This is a genomic window from Clostridium aquiflavi (assembly GCF_031344075.1).
Classification (GTDB): Bacteria; Bacillota; Clostridia; order Clostridiales; family Clostridiaceae; genus Clostridium; species Clostridium aquiflavi.
Genome location: NZ_JAVJAN010000040.1, coordinates 1 through 23,355 on the forward strand (window position 1 = coordinate 1; position 23,355 = coordinate 23,355).

Sequence of the window (23,355 nt, forward strand, 5' to 3'; positions counted from 1 at the left end):
CTCATGGACAGAAGTTAAAAATGAAACTCGACTCATTTAGATTCGCTGAGTAAGTTCATGTTTCCAAATGTAAAATTTGGACATTCACTTAAAAACATAGCCATATATTTTTATCCTAAAAATGTCTTGTATAACTTTTATTTAACTAGTAAAACTATAATATGTAGAACTAAAATCAGCAAAATTAATTTAAAATATAACAAAAACTTTAAATTTTTTTAATGAACATAAGTCGAAAATATCTGTGTATAACTTTGTGGATTAAATATTTTAATGTACATAGGTGAAACGCTTATAAACCTAACCAAAACAGGGGTGTACACATTTTGTGGATTGAATAATTGCCTGTTGATAAATATGGGGATAAATAAAAGTAGACAAAATATAGGTACCTCAATATATAGCATGTACCAAATAAAATGTAACTATATATAGAAATGTGTAAAAATTAATACGATACCATATTATTAAAAGTTAGATGTAAGGATAAAAAATATGCATAATAAATATTTATTAACAATATTCACAAAACTGTGGATAAAACATGTGGATAATGTGCATAAGTTATTATAAATGCTGTGAATATTATATAAAACGTGTATAAAATTCAGAGATATAAACAAAAAATTATTAAATTTATTTAATTATTTAATTTAAGTAGTAAAAATATCTTTAAGAAATTACATGATAAAGAGTATAATATATTTAATAAAAAAGTTAATATAGGATTAGCTTAAAGTGGATTACTTTAATTTATATAAATTAATATATAGTATTTTTAAACTGTAATCTTATTTATAACTTTTGTAATTCTTAATAGAGGGGGAATAAAAATGGCATCAAAAGAGCCAAAGTTAGTTCCAGAGATAAAGGGGACATTAAGAAATCATGTAGTTGAAGTTCCTTCTGTAATTAGAGATTGTGGTGGAATTAAAATTTTTGGTAAAAGGATAAAATCATTATTATTTAGTACAGATGTTGCTGTAATTAGAAATACTAATGCAGATGCAATTATTGCTGTATATCCATTCACACCTCAGCCACTAATAACACAAGCACTTGTAATGGCAGCTGATGTACCAGTTTTTTGTGGAGTTGGTGGTGGTATAACTCAAGGAAAAAGGGTTATAAATTTAGCTATGGATGCAGAGTTTAAAGGTGCAATGGGTGTTGTAGTAAATGCACCTACTTCAAATGAAATAATAAGAAAAATAAGAGCTACTATTGATATACCTGTTGTAGTAACAGTTGTATCAGAAGATGAAAATATTACTGAAAGAATAGAGGCAGGCGCAACGATATTAAATGTCTCTGGAGGTAAAAATACAGCTCAAATAGTGAGAAACATAAGAAGCAGATATCCTGAATTTCCTATTATTGCAACTGGTGGACCAACAATTGCATCAATAAAGGAAACAATAGAAGCAGGGGCAAATGCTATAACTTATACTCCACCATCATCTGCAAGTATAATGGGAGATTTGATGGACAAATATAGGAACGAATAAAAAACTATGATTTGTAGTTAATGAGTTTAACAAATTATTTGATAATTATTACAAAATTTTTAATAAATTAATAAAGTTAAAAAATATAGGTTGAAAAGTATTGAAATAGATTAAATTTGTGATATGATATCTTTAACAAAAATAATAAAATTTAATATAATGAAATATAGAATAAGGTACATTTGAAAAATATACGACACACATTTGGTCTATTATTTTCTTTCATGTGCCTAAAACCTAGGGTAGAGGTGCTGTAATGATGAGTATTTATAAGGAGTCGGCAGATGATGATTTATAAAGAAAGGTGTTATAGCCGAAGAAATAATTTTTATGCAAATAATTATTTCTGGGTATGTATAAAATATGTACATAACTGTCACTAACTGTGGAGAGCTACAAGGTGAAATAGTTGCGATATAATTAGTAAAGTTAAATCAAAATTTATATTTTTAGATTTAGTTTGTATTAGTTATAATAATTATAGTATTAAAAAATACTATTTAATGATTTTAGCAATAAGCGATAAGCAACAAAAATCCTAATTAAGTAGACTCTACCTGTCGCAGATTAATATCTGTGACTTTTGTTTTTAGACAAATTTTTGGAGGGTAGAAAAATGAAATTATTTGGAAGTATGAAAATTGATAACAATGAATTAATAATTGGGGGAATTAAATCTACTGAGTTAGTAAAGGAATATGGTACACCATTATATGTTATGGATGAGGGTTTAATAAGACAAAACTGTAATGAGTATTATAAATATTTTAAGTGTGATAATTCGTCAAATAGAGTTGCATATGCAGGTAAAGCATTTCTAACTATTGAAATGTGTAAAATAATAAATGAAGAAAATTTATCACTAGATGTTGTATCTGGAGGAGAACTTTTTACAGCTCATAAAGCAGGTTTTCCTTTAGAAAAAGTAATATTTCATGGAAATAATAAAACATTAGACGAAATTGAACTAGGGGTTAAACTAGGAGTTGGAAGATTTGTTGTTGATAACTATTATGAAATGGAAGCTTTAAATAGAATTGCAGCAAGTTATAATAAAGTTCAAAAAATATTTTTGAGAATAACACCTGGAATAGAAGCGCATACTCATGAGTATATAAAAACAGGTCAAGTGGATTCTAAATTTGGATTTGCACCTGTTGCTAATATGATAGAAGATGCTATAGAAAAATCAATAGGGCTTACTAATATTGAACTATCAGGACTACATTGTCATATAGGATCTCAAATATTTGAGATTAAACCATATGAGGATGCAGTAGAAATTATGCTAGGTTTAATAAAAAAAATTCAACAAAATACAGGTTATTTAATAAAAGAACTAGATTTAGGTGGTGGATTTGGTATATACTATAATACAGGAGATAAACCAAAAACAACTGAGGAGTATTGTAAAGCAATATTGAACAAGGTTGATGAGGTTTGTTCTAGAACAGGTCAATCAAAGCCATCGTTAATAATAGAACCAGGTAGAAGTATCGTTGGAAATTCAGGTATAACTTTATACACTGTAGGAGCAATAAAAAATATTCCTGGAGTGAGAAAGTATATATCAGTAGATGGTGGTATGTCAGATAATATAAGACCGGCTTTATATCACGCTGAATATGAATGTATGTTAGCAAATAAAGTTGAGAAAGACCTAAAAGAGAAGGTAACTATTTGTGGTAAATGTTGTGAATCAGGAGATATATTATTAAATGATATTAATATTTCAGCACCACAGTCAAATGATATTTTAGCAGTTATGACAACAGGTGCATATGGATATTCAATGTCTAATAATTATAATAAGATTCCAAGACCACCAGTAATAATGGTAAAAGATAATAAAGAAAGACTTATATGTAGAAGAGAAACCTATGAAGATCTTATACAAAATGAAGTTATTTAATAATTATCTTTTAATAAATTAGCTTTTTATTAATATTCTTTCCCAAGATAATATATATATCTTAGTGTGTATCAAATTGATTTATTAATTTTGATACACATTTTTTATTTTACAAGGAATTTTTCTGCTATCAACATGCTGTTAGCCTTATTTTAAAGTAATAAATTTGTTATAAATCCTTAATGCTTCAATATAATACTTTATGTTATACTATTAAGATAAAATAATTCTAACATTACATAGTGTATTTATAAAAATAATGTAGTTAGTTTATATTTCAAAAAGTATAGTAGTATATATGGAATTTCAGAAAGGTGGAATTTATATGGAAGATAGTAGTAAAAATAGTTTTTTTAAAGAATGGGGTTTAACAATTATAAGTGCCGTAGTAATAGGATTATTAGTATGGAAATTTTTAATTTATACTGTATGGATTACAAGTGGATCAATGATACCAACCTTAGAAGTTAAGGATAGACTTGTTGCAACAAGAGTTCATAATCCTGAAAATCTAAAGAGAGGCGATATTGTTATATTTGATTCTGATGAGCTTAAAGAGATTCTTATAAAAAGACTTATAGGGCTTCCAGGAGATCATATAGAAATAAAAAATGGAATAGTAAGCGTAAATGGAGAACAATTAGCAGAAGATTATGTTAAGAATAATGAAGACTATGATAGAATATTTGATGTTCCAGAAGGAGAATATTTCTTTTTAGGAGATAATAGAGCAAATTCAGATGATTCTAGATACTGGAAAAATCCGTATATAAAAAGCGAAAAAATACAAGGAAAAGCTAAAGTAAAAATATATCCTATAAGTGACTTCAAAGTGTATAAATAGTTGATAAATTGCTAATTAATTATAAAGGGACTTTAATTATTGGGGTTCTTAAAGGAGAATGGGTTTATGGAAAAAAGTAATAAGATAAAAAAAGAAAATTTTTTTACTGAATGGATAGTGCCTATATTTGCAGCAGTGGTGATAGCATTTTTGGTGAATAAATTTTTAGTTTATAATGTATATATTCCAAGTGAATCAATGGTTCCAACATTAAATATAGGAGATAAATTATTTGTAACTAAAATTTACAATTTAGATAAGATAGAACATGAAAATATAGTTGTATTTTATTCAGATGAACTTCAACAGACACTAATAAAAAGAGTTATAGGACTTCCAGGAGATCATATAGAGATAAAGGATGGAATCGTAAGTGTGAATGGAGAAAAACTAGTTGAAAATTACGTGAAAAATAATGAGGACTATGATGGTACATTTGATGTTCCTGAAGGAAAATACTTCTTTTTAGGAGATAATAGAGCAAGATCAAATGATGCTAGAAGATGGATTAATCCGTACATAGATGGAGAGGATATAAAAGGAAAGGCACAGGTTAAGATTTGGCCTTTTAAAGACTTTGGTCGCTTGAATTAATAGTACTTATTTTATAATAATATGATATACTAGTTGTTAAGATGTTTTATTTAGATTAAGGCTAAATTTCGAGTTATATTTTATATAAAAAATAACTTAAAATATAGTGAAAATAAAGAGAGGGTATTTATAATATGGGGAATAAATATATAGTTGATAGAATTGAAGAAAACCATGTCATACTTGAATCGTTCAATGGAGATATGCTAGAAACTACGATTTCCAAGACTAAAGGTGACATAAAAGATGGAGATATTTTGATTAAAAACGGAGATATATTTATTATAGATGTTGAAGAAACATTAAAAAGAAAAGAAGCAATAAACAATATGATGAAAAATATGTGGAAATAAGGTTTTTTAGATATTTTCGCAAATTATAAGGAAAGGATGATACTATGCAAGGTAACAATAAAAAGAAGAAAAATGGATATATTACAATGGTAATATATTTTTTACTAGTTTTTATGTTTATAAGTACTGCAAACTATATTAGAGAAGCAGCAACTACAAAACAAATATCATATGATGAATTTTATGAAATGATAGATCAAAATAAAATATCACAGGTAGTTATAACAGGAGAAAATTTAATAATTACACCAGCAGATAGTAGTGAATTTAAAGGAAAGACTTTATATACAGCTAATATTAAGGATGAAAATTTAATAAATAAATTAAGAAATTCAAATCCTAAAATAAAATTTACAGGTAAAAATCCAAAACAAAGTCCTATTATGGATTTTGCAATTAGTTGGATTTTACCAATGTTATTGTTTTTCGTTATGTGGAAATTCTTATTCTCTAGAATGGGAGGCGGCGGCATGGGCGGCGGCGGCGGAATCATGGGAATTGGAAAAAGTAATGCTAAAGTTTATGTAGAAAATGAAATTGGAGTAACATTTGATGATGTTGCAGGTCAAGAAGAAGCTAAAGAGTCATTAAAAGAAGTAATAGACTTCTTAAATTGTCCTAAAAGATATACAGAAATAGGTGCTAAATTACCTAAAGGAGCTTTACTTGTAGGACCTCCAGGAACAGGTAAAACACTTATTGCCAAGGCAGTAGCTGGAGAAGCTAAAGTACCATTTTTCTCACTTTCAGGTTCAAGTTTTGTTGAAATGTTTGTTGGAGTTGGAGCTTCAAGAGTTAGAGAATTATTTAAAGAAGCAGTAACTAAAGCACCATGTATAATATTTATAGATGAAATAGATGCTATTGGTAAAAGCAGAGATAATCAAATGCAAAGCAATGATGAAAGAGAACAAACATTAAATCAATTACTTTCTGAAATGGATGGATTTGATTCGTCAAAGGGAATAGTTATACTTGCAGCTACTAATAGACCAGAAATATTAGATAAAGCTCTTTTAAGACCAGGTAGATTTGATAGAAGAGTAATAGTTGATAGACCTGACTTTAAAGGTAGAGAAGCTATTCTTAGAGTTCATGCTAAGAATGTTAACTTAGGAGATGATGTTGATCTTGATGAGATAGCAAAGGGAACTCCAGGTGCTGTAGGAGCAGATCTTGCAAATATTGTTAATGAAGCAGCTTTAAGAGCTGTAAAAAATAGAAGAAAACTTGTACTTCAAGAAGATTTAAGAGATGCAGTAGAAGTTATAATTGCAGGTAAAGAAAAGAAAGATAGAATATTATCTAAAAAAGAAAAGGAATTAGTAGCATTCCATGAAGTAGGTCATGCACTTGTGGCAGCATTACTAGAAGGCTCTGATCCTGTTCATAAAATAACAATAGTTCCTAGAACAATGGGAGCATTAGGTTATACGATGCAACTTCCAGAAGAAGAAAAATATCTTATATCTAAAGAAGATTTAATGAACCAAATTACAGTTATGTTAGGTGGTAGATCTGCTGAAGAAGAAGTATTTAATGTTGTCTCAACAGGTGCTTCAAATGACATTGAAAGAGCAACTCAATCAGCTAGAAGTATGGTTTCAGTATATGGTATGAGTGATAGATTTGATATGATGGCACTTGAATCAGTACAGAATAGATATTTAGATGGAAGAGCAGTTAGACATTGCAGTGAACAAACATCAACAATGTTAGATGAAGAAACATTAAAGATAATAAGAGAAGCTCATGAAAAAGCTAGAAAAATACTTAGGGATAATAGAGATTTATTAGATAAAATTTCAAATATATTATTAGATAAAGAAACTCTTTTTGGTGAAGAATTCATGGAAATGGTTTATGAGAAATATCCCGAAATGAAAGAAAAGAAAGAAAAACAATTAAAAGAAAAAGAGTTAAAAGATAAAGAACAAAAGGAAAAGCAAAAAAAGAAACAAGAAGAGTTTGAGAGAATAAGAAAAGAAAATGAAGAAAAAGAAAAATCAGAGTTTTTTAAAAAAGTTGGAATAAATGTAAACAAAAAAATTGATGATTCAACTAAAGTTGAAGATACTTTAACTAAGGAAATATCTGAGGACACAAAGTAATCAGAAGATGAAAAATAATATCTTTAAACATAATTAAAATAAAAACTCTAGTGTTTAATAGTAAGGTTTAGATTGATTTAGCTTAAAAAATAAGTTGAATTATCTGAACCTTATGTTTTCAAATCAAGAAAATTTACTTTAGGAAGCAAGGGGGACAATTAATTTGAATCAAAATTTAGAATTTTTAATGGAACAAAATAAGTTAGAAGAAGTTGAAAAAATTTTAAGCGGTGAAATACTTAATTATCTGCAAAAAAGAAAAGATATAACTAATCAAATTCTGCAATCAAGAAAAAAATTTATTGAAGAATATAAAGATGATGAAGATCAAGTTATAGATTACTTTGACCATGAAAATTACGTAAAAGAAGAAGCTTATAAGACAATAGATAAAAGATTAAAAGAATTTACTAGTTTAAAGGAAGTACCTTATTTCGGTAAAGTAACTTTTATGGAAGATGGAAATTTACCAGAAGAACTTTATATAGGTAGATATGGTTTAACTGTAGAAAAAACTTATGAATCTGTAGTTGTGGACTGGAGAGCTCCTATTGCATCATTATTTTATAAAGGTATATTAGGAAAGTCTAGTTATACGTGTCCAACAGGAGAAATTGATACAGATATACTTTCTAGAAGACAAATAATAATAAAAAAAGGTGAACTTAAAGGTATATTTGATTCAGAAGTAGATGTTAAAGATGAAATACTTCAAATGGTTCTTACTGAAAATTCATCTGATAAACTCAAAGATATAGTAATGTCGATACAATCTGAGCAAGATGAAATAATAAGAAGTGATAAGAATAAAGTTGTAGTTGTAAACGGAGTTGCAGGTTCAGGAAAAACAACTATTGCATTACATAGAATATCTTATCTTCTTTATAATTATAGAAAACAATTTGGAAATAAGGTTCTTATTTTTGGACCAAATGATATATTTATGGATTACATAGCTCAAGTTCTTCCTTCATTAGGTGAAGAGGGAATAAAACAAATGACATTTGAAAACTTTGCTATAAAAGAATTAGGAATAGATGATTTATATATAAAAAGTTTTAGTAGATATATAGAAGAAGCTATGAGTGGAAATAAAACAGCTCTTGAAGAATACCAATATAAAAGTTCTAAAAAATTCTTAGATTTATTAAATCATGAAATAAAAAAATTAAGCCAAAATTACTTTGATATTAAACCAATAATTTTTAATGGCGAAGAAATAGTAGGAATTAAAGAGATTAAAGAGCTATTTGATATACATTATAAATATATGCCACTATTTAGAAGAAGTGAAAAAATAAAAAGAGTACTTATATCTAAAATAAAAGATAAAAGAGATGCAGAAGTATATAAATTAAATCAGGAAATGAAAGAAAAAATAGCTTCTTTATCAAGTGATGATTTAGAAATAGAAAAGAATAACTTAGAATATTTAAAGAGAATGAAAATTAGAGAAATTGTAAGAAATGTAATTAATTCAAGAAAAGAATTGGATTCTTGGATAAGTCATGAAGATATAATAAATATTTATAAAAATATAACAGATACTGAGCAACTTGGATACATGGACTTAAGTGGAATATTATATTTAATGATTAAATTAGATGGAAAAAGAATGAAAGAAGAAATTAAACATATCGTAATAGATGAAGCTCAAGATTATAGTGTTATACAATTTGAAGTGATAAAAGGGCTTACAGGATGCAAAAGTTATACAATAGTTGGAGATTCTAATCAAAGATTAATAAATAATAATGAAGAACCAGCTATGTTAAATTTACAACCTTTATTTAATGAGGAAAAGATGCATGTACAAGTACAAGAGTATGCATTAAATAAGAGTTATAGATCTACTCAAGAAATAATGGAATATGCAACTAAGTTTTTGGATGATAATAGAATAATTCCATTAGTTAGACATGGGGAAAAAGTAATAGAAGAAGAGGTATCTTCAGATGATGAATTTGTAGAAACTATTCTTTCAATAATTGAAGATTATGAAGAAGATGGTCTTGAAAATATAGCTATTATATTTAATGGAAATAAGGATCTTGCTAAGTTTTCTCATATTATTAAAGAAAAGATTAGTATTCAAAGCTTTGATAGAGAAGATATACTTTATAAAGGTGGAAAAGTGTTAATTCCAGCATATTTAGCAAAAGGATTAGAATTTGATGGCGTTATAGTAATAGAAAATCATGAAATTGATCCATTAGTAAAATATATTATGTGTACAAGAGCACTTCATAGACTTTCATTTATTAAGAAAAAATAAAACATTAAACAAATTATAGCAGCTACTTTAATTTTAGTAGCTGCTATTAAGCATGTTTGGCCAAGTTGGTGACAGTCACCATTTATGCAAGGGGGATAAGTTAGTGACAGTCACTATTTATGCAGAAAATAAGAATAAAAATACATAATAAATAATTTAAAGATAGAGGTATAGACTAAAATGTTAATTTATACCTCTTTATTTTTGCGTATTATCAAATAAAAACAAGATTTAATAGTATATTAAAAATAATTATTTAATTAATATAAATAAAAATTAAATAATTATACATTTGCTATTGCATAAATATAAATGTATGGTGTATAATTATACCACGAAGTAAATAAAAGCAAATAAATTTTTAAGTAAGTAATTAGGGGGCGTTAGTAATGAATAAAGGTTTATTAAAAAAATTAGGATTAGTTGTGGCAATCGGAGCAATGGCAATAAGTATAATTGGATGTTCAGGAAACAAAAATGCAGAAGGAAGTAAAGGTTCAAAAGAATCAGCATCAGTGCTTGAATCAATAAAACAAAAAGGTAAGCTTGTAGTTGGAACAAGTGCAGATTATCCACCATATGAATTTCATAAAGAAATAGATGGAAAAGATCAAATTGTAGGATTTGATATTAGTATGGCAAAATCATTAGCTGAAGATTTAGGTGTAGAATTACAAATAAATGATATGGATTTTGATGGATTACTTATAGCTCTTCAAGCAGGGAAGGTGGATATGGTATTTGCAGGTATGACACCAACTGATGAAAGAAAGGAAAATGCAGATTTTTCAGATATATATTATACAGCAAAACATGGATTTATAGTTAGAAAAGGTGAAGAAGGAAATATAAAATCACTTGATGATTTAAAAGATAAGAAGATTGGTGTACAAAAAGGATCAATCCAAGAACGTCTAGCTAACGATAAAATTCCAGATGCTGAAAAGAAAGCATTAGGAAAAGTTACTGATTTAGTATTAGATTTAAAAAATAATAAAATAGATGCAATATTAGTAGAATTACCAGTAGCAGAGTTTAATTGTGAAAAGAATTCAGATATAGCTTTAACAGATGTTATATTAGAAGATTCAGAAGGTGGATCAGCAATAGCAATGAATAAGGGTTCAGATGATTTAAAGAGTGAAATAAATAAAACAATACAAAAATTAAAAGACGAAGGTAAAATAGATCAATTTGTAATAGAAGCAAATGATATGGTGGAATAAATTGATTACCCCTGGGGTCCAATAAATTCCATTTGGAATTTATTGGACCCCAGGGGTGGAAATAGAGAGGAGGAGAAATTTTGAATTTTACATTTTTAGAAAAATACTATGGATACTTTTTAAGTGGAGCAGAAATTACAATAGTATTAGCATTCTTTGCAGTACTTTTTGGAACGATTATGGGGCTTGGTTTAACTCTTTTAAGACGTTCAAAATTTAAGATATTAAGAATGATAGGTACAGTTTATGTAGAATTTGTTAGAGGAACTCCTCTTCTAGTTCAAATATACATAATCTATATTGGATTACCTAAATTATTAGGAATAGATTTATCTGATATAACGACAGGAGCAATAGCATTAGCGCTTAATTCTTCAGCATATGTTTCTGAAATAATTAGAGCTGGTATTGAAGCAGTTGATAAGGGGCAAATGGAGGCAGCGAGAAGTTTAGGCATGAATCAAAAAACAGCTATGTTTAATATAATAATACCTCAAGCATTTAAGAATATATTACCTGCTTTAGGAAATGAATTTATATCAGTAATTAAGGAATCTTCAATGGTTTCTGTAATTGGTGTAGCTGAACTTATGTATAATGCAAATACTGTAAAAGGAAATACTGCATTAGGATTAGAACCTGTCATAGTGGCAGCAGTTGTATATTTTATAATTACATTTACGCTAACAAGAGCATTAGGATATGTAGAAAGGAGAATGAAGGTAAGTGATATACGTTAAAGATTTACACAAAAGTTTTGGAAAACATGAAGTTCTTAAAGGAATAGATTGTCATATAAAAAAAGGTGAAGTTGTTGTTGTAATTGGACCTTCAGGCTCTGGAAAAAGTACATTTTTAAGATGTCTTAATTTATTAGAAGATCCAAGCTCTGGAGTAGTTGAGTTTGAAGGAAAAGATATAACATCAAAAGCTGTGGATATAAATAAGATGAGAGAAAAAATGGGTATGGTTTTTCAACAATTTAATTTATTTCCACATAAGACAGTATTGAATAATATAACATTATCTCCTATGAAGGTAAAAAAATTATCAAAGCAAAAAGCAGAAAGTAAAGCAGTAGATTTATTAGATAAAGTAGGGCTTAAAGATAAAGCAAATGAATATCCAGCATCATTATCTGGTGGACAAAAACAAAGAATAGCAATAGCAAGAGCATTAGCTATGGAACCAGATGTTATGCTATTTGATGAACCAACATCAGCATTAGATCCAGAAATGGTAGGAGAAGTTTTAAGTGTTATGAAAAATCTTGCTTCAGAAGGTATGACTATGGTAGTTGTAACTCATGAAATGGGATTTGCAAGAGAAGTTGGAGATAGAATACTTTTTATGGATGACGGAAATATAGTAGAAGAAGGTACTCCAGAAGAAGTGTTTAAGAATGCTAAAAGTCCAAGAACAATAGATTTTTTATCTAAAGTACTTTAAGTTTTTCAAATGGGACAATAAATAAGCTAATAAATAATAAGTAGAAAAATACTTGTTGTTTATTGGCTTTTTTTATTTTAGTAAGATTAATACTATTTTGTATATTATGTAACTTTATGTATAATTTTATGCAAATAAAATATAATTAAATGTAAAATCATATACAAATATAATAAAATATGTTAATATTATACACGTAGGAAATACTATTTAAGTGCATAAAAACAAAATTTATTCATAAGTTTACAAAATTGTGTCTTAAAATATAAGGATATAATTCTACATAGGGGGAAGAATGAATGGATAACAAAAAAATTATAGACATGAAAAATAAAATTTTGCTTGTACTATTTTTAAGTTCAGTATTATTAAGAGGTATTTTTGATTATTATTTAAAAGCACCTATAATGGCAGTTGTAGGAATAATAGGTTCAGGTATAGTATTAAGCATTATACAATTTATTTTAATAAAGAAAAAATGTATTAATATATCAATGTATTTCATGGTATTTTCAATATCTACAATTGGTGTAATATTAATGAGCACGTCACCAACAATATCTAATTTTATGATATTTTATTCAGCAATTTTTTTAATTATATTATATCAAGAGACAATTCCAATAGTTCTTCAATGTATATCTAGTGCTGTTTGTATGAGCTATTTTTTTATGAAAAACAAAGAAACAATGTTTTCAAACATAGGATATGATCAATTAATATTTTTACTTTTATATATTGGAAGTGGATTAGTTATATGCACATTATTATGTATAATAACAAAACGTACTTACATTATATTAGAAGAGAAAATTAAAGAAAGTAATGAATCAAAATCTAAGACAGAGCTTTTATTAGGTAAGCTTAGTGAAACAATAGAATCTTTAAATGAAGCAAGTTCTACCATTAGTGAGGGTATTAATACAACTGCAGGAGTATCAGAACAAATATCAGTGGCCTCAAATGAAGTTGCAAATAAAGCAACAAGAGAAGTTGAAACTATGAATAATATCCAATCATTTATGCAACTTGGAGAGCAAGGGTTAGGAGAAGTAACAAATGCAGTGGAAATTATGTCGGAATTATCATCTTCTACAAAAGATGTTGTTTTAGAGGGAGCTAGTAAAGTTGAGGATTTATCAAGTGAAATGATTAAAGTAAAAGATAATATTATAAGCACTGTAACATTAATTAATAATTTAAATGAAGAAAATTCAAAGATAGTAAAAATTATAGATACTGTAAGTGAAATAGCAGGACAAACAAATCTTTTAGCACTTAATGCATCGATAGAAGCAGCAAGAGCTGGAGAACATGGTAAAGGATTTGCAGTTGTTGCAGATGAAGTAAAAAAACTAGCAGAAAACTCTAAAGAATCAACAAACCAAATAATATCTATATTAAATAGTATATCTGAAAGAACTAATGCTGTATCAGATGAAATAGTAAAAGAAAAGAAATCAATAGAAGTGTGCAATGAACATACAAATACAGTAAAAGATTTATTTAAAAATATAAATAATAATACAGGAAATGTATTAAATCATTCAGATAATGTAAATCAACAAATTAAAGGATTAGTTACTGTATTTTCAAAAACGGTAACAGAAGTGGATAATATAAGTGAAAATGTTGAAACTACAGCATCAGCTATGGAAGAAATATCAGCTAATATTAATGAACTTAACAATAATATAGATGGGATATCTAATGCATATAAGAATATAGATGAATTAAGTACTAAACTTAGTGAAATTCAGAGTTAAAGTTAGTATTGATTTTAGAGTGTAAATTAAATACCATATGTTAAAACGATTCAATCACTAACATATGGTATTTTTATTTTATTCTTTATGAAATTATATCGTCTGAAAATCTGTGGATAACTTATAGAATACTGTATTTCAGAGGAATGATGAGTACATCTAAAGAATAAAAAATAATCATATGCCGCACCATTATTCCTGCATTACATTTGGAAAGGGTGCATGGCTAAAAAAATCGACGGCTCTAAAGTCGCCTTGGCGATTTTGTTCTATATATTAATAAAGTCCTCCTTTGAAATATATTTCCTTGAAAAATTATACATATTAATAATGAAATTATAAACATATTAAAATAACAAAATTTTTGAACATAAATTTTTATTATAAAATAAAATCCAAAGTATAATTTATATGTGGAAAATTAAAAAAAGATGGAAAATTATAAGAAAATATGTTATTATTTCTTTAAAAGTAAATTATTAATATGGTATATGTAGTGAAAGTTAGTGAAAAGATTTAATTTGATTAAATAAAAATAAAAAATGGAACATAATAAAAGTTTATTTTTTTGTCAACTTAAAAGTAATTAACAACAAAAAATTTATCTTTAATTTAATAGGGGGAAATTATGAAACTAGAAAAAATAAATCTATTATGTAAATACACTATGAGAGTAGAAGATGATAAATTTATAATCAAGGGAGAAGGATTATTTTCTAAAAGTGATGCAGAAGAGTATCTGGAACTTTTTAAAAAGACTATTAAATCAATGGACATAAGTAATTTAATATTAGTTATAGATAATAGGGAATTTAGAATGAGTTTTCCTGATACTAAATTATTTTATGAAAAAGTATGTAATGCATATATAAGTTGTGATTTTAAAGATAAATATATAGTTATGCCAGAAAATGATATAGCTAATATTCAAATAAAGAAAAATGCTAATAAAGTATTTGATTACATGAAAGTTATTTCAGATATAAATTTTATAAAATAAAACTTAAAAATACTATAAGTCATATTTTTACTAGAAATTTATTTTACAATTTAAAAACCGATAAAATTAACTGAAATTATGAGAAAAATGTAAATATATAATATTTTATGGAATATTATATATTTATATGTTATAATTGGAATAAATATGTTCTTGATAAAATGAGTGATCTTTATATTAATTCAAATTTTAAAAAGAAGTATATGCTTATGCCAGCAAGTACAATAGCTGGAATGCAAATTAAAAATGTATTTAAGTTTTAAATATAACAAGCAGATTATACAATCTATTGTAAAGGTTTAACTTAGGATTTAAACATAATATATAAGAATACATAAGTGATAATAGAAGTAACAAAAATGTTACTTCTATTATTTTATACAAATGTTTTTAATAAAACATAGCTTAAAAATAATATGTTGTATTTGTACGAAAATATGTTTTAATATAATAATGTAATATTTATACAAAGTATGAAATATTATGGTAAAATAATAATGATTATACTATATTTATATTATTTTTATAAATAATGTTTTTAGGTAAATATTAAATTTCAGAAAGGAACATATTATGAGCACAAGAGAATTACTAAACAATCTATTCAAAGAATTAGAAGATGTAATATATTATGAAGATGTAGGAATTCACAAAATAGTTGATGATTCTTATATAAAACCATATTACAAACAATTAACAGACATTTCATTTGAAGATTGGAGCAAATATCATGCTTCAAAAATGCTTAAAATAGTTGATGATATGTATTTATCTGAAATGATGAATACAAAAAAGCCGCTATTTGTAGACAAGCTTTCTGTAGATACAAGTAAACCAAGTTGTTTAAGAGATTTTGGGATAGTATCAACTTGTCTTATACCATTTTTCTTAAATGATGAAATAGTCTTCTTTATTACTATGCCAATATTCAAAGAAGAACATAAATATTCAGAAGAAGAAAAATCAGAAGCAATAAATATTGTAAAAAAATATAATAAGATTTTATGTATTGAGGAGATGTTTAAACGTGAAATTATCTAAAGCTATAGCAAAATATATTGAAAGTTGTGGTGTAGAATACGTATTTGGTATACCATCAGGAAATGTAGCAAGTATTTATGATGCACTTAATGATACTAAGGTCGAATTTGTAGTAACTAAAAATGAAGCAGGATCAACTTATTCAGCAGGAAAATATTCAGATTTAAGTAAAAAACTTAGTTGTTCAATTTTATGTGGAGGGGTAGGCATTACTAATGCAATAAATGGAATAGCAGATGCATACATAAATAATATTCCTATGCTTGTTATTAGTGGATATGCAGCAAGTGATAGCATAGGCAAAGGTTGTGTTCAAGAATTAGATACAGCACCTATAACTGAAAGCATAACAAAATACAGTAAAACAGTTACTAAAAAAGAAGATGTATTATCTGAATTAGATAAGGCAGTAAAATTAGCAATGCAAGATCCTAAAGGTCCAGTTCATTTATCAATATCAATGGACTTACCTACAACAGAAATAAGTGAAGACGATATAAAAACTTATGTAGCTGAAAAAATAGGTTATAATTATGATCAAGAATCACTAAATACAGCAATTAATATGTTAAATGATGCTAAAAAAGGTATCATATTAGTTGGTAGAGGTGCTAAAGGAAATAGTGAAATTATAAAGAAATTATCATCAAAATTAGGATGGTATGTAGCTACTACTCCTCAAGGTAAGAGCTCAATAGATAGTGAGTTTGAATTTAACATAGGAAACTATGGATTTAATAGTACTGATTTTGCTCAAAATTATGCAGATACAGAAGAGTTAGATTGTGTATTAGTATTAGGATCAAGCCTTGGAGAAAGTGCAACAAGAAACTTTAATGATGCATTATTTAATGATGGAAATAAAGTTATTCAAATAGATAATAAGAAAAAGAGTTTAAATAAAGATCATATTGATAGATTTAAAGTATATTATGAATTATCAGAAGCATTATCAATAATAAATGAAAAAATTGAAGATAAAAATGTGACTTTAAATAAAGTAGAAAAATTAAATAATGATTATGTAAAAGATCATACAGGAATATCTGTTAGAAGATTAGCAGACATGCTTCCTAACATATTAAATCCAAGCACTACTTATATGTGTGATATTGGTGAATTCATGAACTATATGTATAAATATCTGTTTATTCCAAAAGAATCAGATTTTATTGCTAGTTTAAATTATGGAGCTATGGGAAACTGTGTTGCAGGTTCAATAGGTGCAGCATTAAGTGGAAATACAGAAAAATATGCTGTAGTTGTTGGAGATGGATCAGTATTTATGAATGGTAGTGAAATTTTAACAGCAAAACAATATTCATTACCTATAGTATACTTTGTAATAAATAATGCAAAATTAAATTACGTTGACCAGGGAATGACATTCCTATTTGGAAGATCTATTAATGGAGTAGTTCAAGATAGAGTTTCAATAAAGGCAATAGGGGAAGCAGCTGGAATTAAATCATATGAAATAACAGATTTAAGTCAGCTTAATGAAATAAAGGATGAGTTATATTCATGCAGTGAACCTATAATAGTTGAAATAATAACTGATGGTTCAGAAAAAGTTGCAGCAGCAGATAGATTTAAAACATTAAAGAATAAAAAATAAGAACATGTTTTAAGGAAAGTGTTGATATATGCATAAAAAAGTGGACTGAGTAATTGAACTTAGGAATACTAAAAATGATTATAGTCCCATTTTAGCTTGTTCTCAATGTGAAATTGAGACAAGCAGTAAATGTGACAATAATCATTAAGTATTCTCAAAGTCCAATTACAATGCCATTTTGATCAGATAAAAATCAAATTTTAGAAAAAAACAAAGCCAATAATTAATAGGATAATTATTGCAATTAAAATGTAAAGTCCTGCATTAGTACTTGTTCCAGTAGAATTTTCTATAGGATTACTTTTTTGATTAGTTGCATTTTTTTCAATTTCTTCAAGTTTTGAACTAATAGTAGAATCATCAAGTTTTTCTTTAGTGGTATTTAAAGTTTCATTAGTTTTTGAAGATTTCTCTTCTTCTAAATCATATCTTGGGAATACTTTCTCAAATGCATAGCATGTAGATGTTATACATTCATTTTTTTCTCCGAGTTCTTTGTTGCAGTAAGGACACTTCATAAAAAAATACCTCCTTTTTTTTAGAACTTAATTAATTATTTTTTATAAATAAATTCATAACATATATAGTATAAAAACAATAAAAATATACCTCCTATAAAGTAGTTTATGCTTTATAGAAGGTATATTTTACACATTAATATAAATAATTATTAAAGATAATGCTTATCTAAAGTGATTATACAATTATATTTAGGATGAACTGACTTCACTCTTGAACTAATATTATCAATTAGTTCTTCATCTTTAAAAGATGTTTTTAAAGATGCATTTAAAACCAAATCAAATATTAGATTTTTACAGTTTCCATCACCAACGATTCTAAAGTCATGAATAGAATCTATATAATCATATTCATCAATTAATTTTAGAATTTCATCGTGTGCTTCCTTAACCTCACCCTCAATTATACATATAGGGTCCATATGTATAACAAGATAAATCTTAAGTTTTGCAGAAATCTCTCTTTCAGCTTTATCAATTACTTCATGAATTTTCATTATATCAATGTTTGAGGGAATTTCAGCATGTATTGAAGCCATACACTTTCCAGGCCCATAATTATGTATTATTAAATCATGAGATCCAGTAATATGTTCATAAGATAATACCATATCATTTATTCCTTTAACAAGTTCAGGATCAGGAGCTTCACCAAGCAATGGGTTAAGAGTTTCTTTTATTAATGAAAAACCTGAATAAACTATAAATCCAGCAACTATAAGTCCGATAAATCCATCTATAGGAATTGATGTAAACTTAGAAACTAAAAAAGAAATAGCAACAGTACTAGAAGTAAAAACATCTCCTAATGCATCTACAGAAGCTGCTTTTAATGCAGAAGAATTAATCCTATTCCCCATAAATTTATTAAAACCAGAAAGCCAAAATTTAAGTCCTATTGAAATTAAAAGAAGAATAAAAGGTACAATTTCAAAGGTAACTGCTTCAGGATTTATAATTCTAGTTAATGATGATTTTATAAATTGAAAACCAACAAGCATAACCATAAATGCAACAATTAAAGCAGAAATATATTCAATTCGCCCATGTCCAAAAGGATGTTCTTTATCAGCAGGTTTACTTGCCATCTTAAAACCTATTATAGTTATAAGAGAAGATGCTGCATCAGATAAGTTATTAAATGCATCAGCAATAATAGCTATACTTGAAGAAAAAAGTCCAACGGAAATTTTTATTAAAAATAGTATAAGATTAATAAAAATTCCTACAAGCCCTCCAAGAATACCATAAGAATTTCTTACTTTATCATCATTTACATTGTGATTATCTTTAATAAACTTAGTAACTAGAAATTTTGAGAACATATATAATCACTCCTATGCTTTATATTAAATAATTTAATTCTAATACAGTAATTAGTATTTGTAAAATATAATGTTGCTATAATGTAAAAATTAATAGCTAATAATTAAATTTATTGATACTTTTATATTAGGCTATGTTTTAGCAGAGTGTTGATATATGCATAAGCAAAGTGGGCGGAATAATTAAAATTTCATATAATTTTTTTTATATTAAAGGATAAAATAAGATATAAACTGTATTTTTATATTATAGATTGTTTGATTTAAATTATAGAATTTGATAATATGACTATATTCATACATTTATTGTATATGTAATTTATGTAAATATATAATAATTTTTAGTTATAAATAATAGTCAAAATAATCTTATTAATGTAAGAGCTTCTATAATATTTTAAGATATAATTTATAAATATTATCTTAAAATTGTAATAAATATTAAAGCTATACTGTGAAGGGTGTTTTTTAGCTATTATATTGAAAGGAGTGTAAAATAGTTATTAAAAAATATTGAAAAAATGTGATTAAATGTATCAGTTAAAACACTTCAACGTTGGGATAGAGAAGGTATATTAAAAGCAAAACGTACTCCAACTAATCGAAGATACTATACTTATGACCAATATTTAGAGTTCAAGGGATTAAAGAATAATATAGATAGAAAGATAGTTATATATACTAGAGTTTCTACAAATAATCAAAAAGATGATTTAGCTAATCAAATTGAATTTCTAAAGAGTTTTGCAAATGCTAAAGGTATTATTGTAGATGAAGTTATTACAGATATAGGAAGTGTACTAAACTACAATCGTAAAAAGTGGAACAAACTTTTAGAGGAATGTATGGAAAACAAAATTGATTCTATATTAGTAACTCATAAAGATAGATTTATACGATTTGGGTATTCATGGTTTGAAAGATTTTTAGGGAAATTTGATACTAAAGTTATAGTTGTAAATAATGAAAGTCTTTCACCACAAGAAGAGTTAGTTCAAGATACAATATCAATACTTCATGTGTTTAGTTGTAGAATATATGGTCTTAGAAAGTATAAGAAAAAGATTAAGGAGGATAAAGAAGTTGCTACGAGCATACAAAACGGAGATACACCCAACGGAAGAGCAGAAAAAGAAGATTAATCAAGGCATTGGTATTTGTAGATGGTTATATAATCAGTATTTGGCTACAAATCAAGAATTATATAAAAAGTTTCAAGATGGATTAATCTCTAAAAAAGAAGCGACTTTAAGTGCTAATAACTTTGATAAGTATATCAATAATGAAATTAAAATTTTAGAAGGATATAAATGGATAAATTTATGTGGTTCTAAAGCAAGGAAAAAAGCTATTTGTAATGCTGAAAGTGCCTACAAAAGATTTTTCAAAGGTCAATCTAAGTTTCCACGATTTAAGAAGAAGAATAAGTCTGATGTTAAACTTTATTTTCCTAAAAATAATAAAACAGATTGGAAAACAGAAAGACATAAAATTAATATTCCTACTTTAAAGTGGGTAAGACTAAAAGAATTTGGATATATCCCAACTAACGCAAAGGTTGTTAATGGTACAATATCTAAGAAAGCTGATAGATATTTTGTATCAGTAGTAATTGAAGAAGAGCACAAAAGTGAAGATAGACCTTATACAAAAGGAATAGGTATCGACCTTGGAATTAAAGAATTTGCAGTTATCTCTAATGGTACTCACAAGAAGAATATTAATAAAACTGTAAGAGTGAAAAAATTACAAAAGAAGTTGAAACGTGAACAAAGAAGACTTTCAAGAAAATATGAAAGTTTTAAATTAAAAAATAAAAATAAGAAAGGAAAAGCTACTAGACAAAATATCCAAAAACAAATAGTCAAAGTACAAAGAGTTCATCAACGATTATCTAATATTAGAACTGACTATATAAATAAGACAATTAATAAAATAGTTAAGCAAAAACCAAGCTATATAACTATTGAAGATTTAAATGTTAGTGGAATGATGAAAAATAAGCATTTATCTAAGGCAGTAGCACAACAAAAATTCTATGAGTTTAGGGTTAAACTTGAGTACAAGTGTAATCTTAATGAAATTGAGTTAAGAATTGTAGATAGATTTTATCCTTCAAGTAAAACTTGTAGTTGTTGTGGAGCATATAAAAAAGATTTAAAACTATCTGATAGGGTTTATAAATGTAATGAATGTAATTCTAGTATAGATAGAGATTATAATGCTTCAATTAATTTAGAAAATGCAAAAATATACAAAGTTGCATAATCAAGCAAATGTATATATGTACCTAAGGCTATTTGGGGAATTTACGACTATGGAGAGTCTTACAAACAAGAGTAGCTTCGGCAAAATTGGATTCGTTGAAGTAGTAATAATATCAATATGGGTATATTTGTCCATATTTTGAGTAGCAGAATTTTTATGAACACAGCAAAAGATTTATTAAATTTTATAAATAATAGTAAAAGTGCATTTCATGGTGCTCATGAAGTTAAATCAATCTTAGATAAAGAAGGATTTGTAGAAATTAAGGAATGTGATAAGTGGGATTTAAAGCATGGTGGAAAATACTATGTTATGAAAAATGAATCTGCAATAATAGGATTCGAAATTGGAAGTGGAGATATAGCAGAAGAAGGATTTAGATTAATAGGAGCTCATACAGACTCTCCAGGATTCAGAATAAAGCCACATGCAGAAATGACAGTAGAAGACCATTATGTTAAATTAAACACAGAAGTTTATGGTGGTGCAATACTTAGCACATGGTTTGATAGACCATTAGGGGTAGCTGGAAGAGTTACATTAAAAGGAAGCAATCCACTAAAACCACAAGTTAAATTAGTTGATCTAAATAAGCCTGTTTTAATAATACCGAGTTTAGCAATACACATGAATAGAAGCATTAATGAAGGCTATGAATATAATAGACAAAAAGATACATTACCATTACTTACAATGGCTACTGATAAGTTAGAGAAAGACGGTTACTTACTTAAGTTAATTGCAGAAAGCTTAAATGTAGAAGAAAAAGAAATCGTAGATTTTGATTTATTTGTATATGAATATGAAAAAGGATGTTTATTTGGAATGAATGAAGAATTCATTTCAGCAGGAAGATTAGATGACCTTTGGATGGTATATGCAGGACTTGTGGCATTACTTCAAAGTAAATCTAATAAAGCAACAAAAGTTTTAGTGGCACTTGATAATGAAGAAATAGGTAGCTTAACATCTCAAGGAGCAAATTCTTCATTACTTGAAAATATATTAGAAAGAATAACATTAGCACTTGGAAAAGATAGAGAAGATTTCAAGAGATCATTATCAAACTCAGTTATGATTTCAGCAGATTTAGCTCATGCTCTTCATCCAAACTATACAGAAAAGCATGATCCAACAAACAGACCACTTATTGGAGGTGGTCCAGTTATAAAAATTGCGGCATCAGGAAGTTATTCAACAGACAGCTACGCAGCAGCAATATTTAAACAAGTTTGTGAAAATGTAAATGTACCATGTCAAGAATTTGTGAATAGATCAGATGTTAAGGGTGGAACAACAATAGGACCAATAACTGCATCTAAATTAAATATACCAGTTATAGATATGGGTGCACCATTACTTTCAATGCATTCAGTAAGAGAACTTGCAAGTGTTAAAGATAATGAATATACAATAAAAGCATTTACGGAATTTCTTTCATTATAATCATGTTTTAAACTAATGTTTATAGTGTAGTATAAACATTAGTTTAAAAAATTAACAAGACTGTCTCTAAACAAAAAGTAATTAAGTATCAAGCTTAA

At 26.8% G+C, this 23,355-nt stretch carries 18 protein-coding genes, 1 pseudogene and 1 riboswitch; of the genes and pseudogenes, 17 read left to right on the forward strand and 2 right to left on the reverse strand.

Annotated features, from left to right (window positions below; genetic code table 11):
* Positions 1 to 833 precede the first annotated feature (833 nt).
* From RGC78_RS13360 to RGC78_RS13425, 14 genes are all read left to right on the forward strand, one after another.
* Complete coding sequence (locus RGC78_RS13360; RefSeq protein ID WP_252211692.1) at positions 834 to 1,508, forward strand: hydrolase; 675 nt, start codon at positions 834 to 836, stop codon at positions 1,506 to 1,508.
* Positions 1,509 to 1,743: 235 nt separating this feature from the next.
* A riboswitch (Lysine riboswitch) is annotated at positions 1,744 to 1,912 on the forward strand.
* Between the two features lie 212 nt (positions 1,913 to 2,124).
* Positions 2,125 to 3,420, forward strand: a complete 1,296-nt coding sequence (gene lysA / locus RGC78_RS13365) for a diaminopimelate decarboxylase (RefSeq protein WP_252211693.1) — start codon at positions 2,125 to 2,127, stop codon at positions 3,418 to 3,420.
* 325 nt (positions 3,421 to 3,745) lie between these two features.
* Positions 3,746 to 4,264 (forward strand): signal peptidase I, encoded by a 519-nt coding sequence (gene lepB / locus RGC78_RS13370; RefSeq protein WP_252211694.1) that lies wholly within the window; start codon positions 3,746 to 3,748, stop codon positions 4,262 to 4,264.
* Positions 4,265 to 4,330: 66 nt separating this feature from the next.
* On the forward strand, positions 4,331 to 4,858 hold the full coding sequence (gene lepB, locus RGC78_RS13375) for a signal peptidase I (RefSeq protein WP_252211695.1): 528 nt from the start codon (positions 4,331 to 4,333) through the stop codon (positions 4,856 to 4,858).
* Positions 4,859 to 4,992: 134 nt separating this feature from the next.
* Positions 4,993 to 5,211 carry a DUF3006 domain-containing protein gene (locus RGC78_RS13380; RefSeq protein ID WP_252211696.1) on the forward strand — a complete coding sequence of 73 codons (219 nt, stop codon included), beginning with the start codon at positions 4,993 to 4,995 and terminating at the stop codon, positions 5,209 to 5,211.
* A 44-nt stretch (positions 5,212 to 5,255) separates the two neighbouring features.
* Entirely contained in the window at positions 5,256 to 7,322 is a 2,067-nt protein-coding gene (gene ftsH / locus RGC78_RS13385) for an ATP-dependent zinc metalloprotease FtsH (protein ID WP_252229365.1), read from the forward strand.
* Positions 7,323 to 7,485: 163 nt separating this feature from the next.
* Positions 7,486 to 9,597: a HelD family protein gene (locus RGC78_RS13390; RefSeq protein WP_309556802.1), complete on the forward strand. Its 2,112-nt coding sequence runs from the start codon at positions 7,486 to 7,488 to the stop codon at positions 9,595 to 9,597.
* A 389-nt stretch (positions 9,598 to 9,986) separates the two neighbouring features.
* Entirely contained in the window at positions 9,987 to 10,823 is an 837-nt protein-coding gene (locus tag RGC78_RS13395) for an ABC transporter substrate-binding protein (protein WP_309556803.1), read from the forward strand.
* An 80-nt stretch (positions 10,824 to 10,903) separates the two neighbouring features.
* Complete coding sequence (locus tag RGC78_RS13400) at positions 10,904 to 11,563, forward strand: amino acid ABC transporter permease (RefSeq protein ID WP_252211700.1); 660 nt, start codon at positions 10,904 to 10,906, stop codon at positions 11,561 to 11,563.
* Positions 11,550 to 12,272 carry an amino acid ABC transporter ATP-binding protein gene (locus RGC78_RS13405; RefSeq protein ID WP_252224059.1) on the forward strand — a complete coding sequence of 241 codons (723 nt, stop codon included), beginning with the start codon at positions 11,550 to 11,552 and terminating at the stop codon, positions 12,270 to 12,272. The genes RGC78_RS13400 and RGC78_RS13405 overlap by 14 nt, the downstream gene beginning before the upstream one ends.
* A gap of 299 nt (positions 12,273 to 12,571) precedes the next feature.
* Complete coding sequence (locus RGC78_RS13410) at positions 12,572 to 14,038, forward strand: methyl-accepting chemotaxis protein (protein WP_252211702.1); 1,467 nt, start codon at positions 12,572 to 12,574, stop codon at positions 14,036 to 14,038.
* A 628-nt stretch (positions 14,039 to 14,666) separates the two neighbouring features.
* Complete coding sequence (locus tag RGC78_RS13415) at positions 14,667 to 15,038, forward strand: hypothetical protein (RefSeq protein ID WP_252211703.1); 372 nt, start codon at positions 14,667 to 14,669, stop codon at positions 15,036 to 15,038.
* Positions 15,039 to 15,611: 573 nt separating this feature from the next.
* Positions 15,612 to 16,079, forward strand: coding sequence for a hypothetical protein (locus RGC78_RS13420; RefSeq protein ID WP_252211705.1), 468 nt, complete (start codon positions 15,612 to 15,614; stop codon positions 16,077 to 16,079).
* The gene (locus tag RGC78_RS13425) at positions 16,066 to 17,697 is read left to right on the forward strand and encodes a thiamine pyrophosphate-binding protein (protein WP_309556804.1); all 1,632 of its coding nucleotides are present in this window, start codon (positions 16,066 to 16,068) and stop codon (positions 17,695 to 17,697) included. The genes RGC78_RS13420 and RGC78_RS13425 overlap by 14 nt, the downstream gene beginning before the upstream one ends.
* Before the next feature lie 200 nt (positions 17,698 to 17,897).
* On the opposite strand, the gene RGC78_RS13430 is transcribed toward RGC78_RS13425, so the two are convergent.
* Entirely contained in the window at positions 17,898 to 18,215 is a 318-nt protein-coding gene (locus RGC78_RS13430) for a hypothetical protein (protein ID WP_252211707.1), read from the reverse strand.
* Positions 18,216 to 18,367: 152 nt separating this feature from the next.
* Positions 18,368 to 19,543 carry a cation diffusion facilitator family transporter gene (locus tag RGC78_RS13435; protein ID WP_309556805.1) on the reverse strand — a complete coding sequence of 392 codons (1,176 nt, stop codon included), beginning with the start codon at positions 19,541 to 19,543 and terminating at the stop codon, positions 18,368 to 18,370.
* Between the two features lie 527 nt (positions 19,544 to 20,070).
* Between RGC78_RS13435 and RGC78_RS13440 the strand changes: the two are divergent.
* The 3 genes and pseudogenes from RGC78_RS13440 to RGC78_RS13450 form a co-directional block, all read left to right on the forward strand.
* Positions 20,071 to 20,685 (forward strand): annotated as a pseudogene (locus RGC78_RS13440) (IS607 family transposase); the annotation flags it as partial.
* Positions 20,627 to 21,811 (forward strand): RNA-guided endonuclease InsQ/TnpB family protein, encoded by a 1,185-nt coding sequence (locus RGC78_RS13445; RefSeq protein WP_252224067.1) that lies wholly within the window; start codon positions 20,627 to 20,629, stop codon positions 21,809 to 21,811. The pseudogene RGC78_RS13440 and the gene RGC78_RS13445, both read left to right, overlap by 59 nt.
* Before the next feature lie 156 nt (positions 21,812 to 21,967).
* A complete protein-coding gene (locus RGC78_RS13450; protein WP_252224069.1) occupies positions 21,968 to 23,257 on the forward strand; it encodes a M18 family aminopeptidase in 1,290 nt (429 codons plus the stop codon).
* Positions 23,258 to 23,355: the final 98 nt, after the last annotated feature.

Bases quoted from the DNA above. Each gene is read 5' to 3' on its own strand.
- lysA (WP_252211693.1), top strand. From the start codon at position 2,125: ATGAAATTATTTGGAAGTATGAAAATTGATAACAATGAATTAATAATT.
- RGC78_RS13430 (WP_252211707.1), bottom strand. From the start codon at position 18,215: ATGAAGTGTCCTTACTGCAACAAAGAACTCGGAGAAAAAAATGAATGT.
- lepB (WP_252211694.1), top strand. From the start codon at position 3,746: ATGGAAGATAGTAGTAAAAATAGTTTTTTTAAAGAATGGGGTTTAACA.
- RGC78_RS13415 (WP_252211703.1), top strand. From the start codon at position 14,667: ATGAAACTAGAAAAAATAAATCTATTATGTAAATACACTATGAGAGTA.
- RGC78_RS13360 (WP_252211692.1), top strand. From the start codon at position 834: ATGGCATCAAAAGAGCCAAAGTTAGTTCCAGAGATAAAGGGGACATTA.
- RGC78_RS13435 (WP_309556805.1), bottom strand. From the start codon at position 19,543: ATGTTCTCAAAATTTCTAGTTACTAAGTTTATTAAAGATAATCACAAT.
- RGC78_RS13380 (WP_252211696.1), top strand. From the start codon at position 4,993: ATGGGGAATAAATATATAGTTGATAGAATTGAAGAAAACCATGTCATA.
- lepB (WP_252211695.1), top strand. From the start codon at position 4,331: ATGGAAAAAAGTAATAAGATAAAAAAAGAAAATTTTTTTACTGAATGG.
- RGC78_RS13395 (WP_309556803.1), top strand. From the start codon at position 9,987: ATGAATAAAGGTTTATTAAAAAAATTAGGATTAGTTGTGGCAATCGGA.
- RGC78_RS13410 (WP_252211702.1), top strand. From the start codon at position 12,572: ATGGATAACAAAAAAATTATAGACATGAAAAATAAAATTTTGCTTGTA.
- RGC78_RS13450 (WP_252224069.1), top strand. From the start codon at position 21,968: ATGAACACAGCAAAAGATTTATTAAATTTTATAAATAATAGTAAAAGT.
- ftsH (WP_252229365.1), top strand. From the start codon at position 5,256: ATGCAAGGTAACAATAAAAAGAAGAAAAATGGATATATTACAATGGTA.
- RGC78_RS13420 (WP_252211705.1), top strand. From the start codon at position 15,612: ATGAGCACAAGAGAATTACTAAACAATCTATTCAAAGAATTAGAAGAT.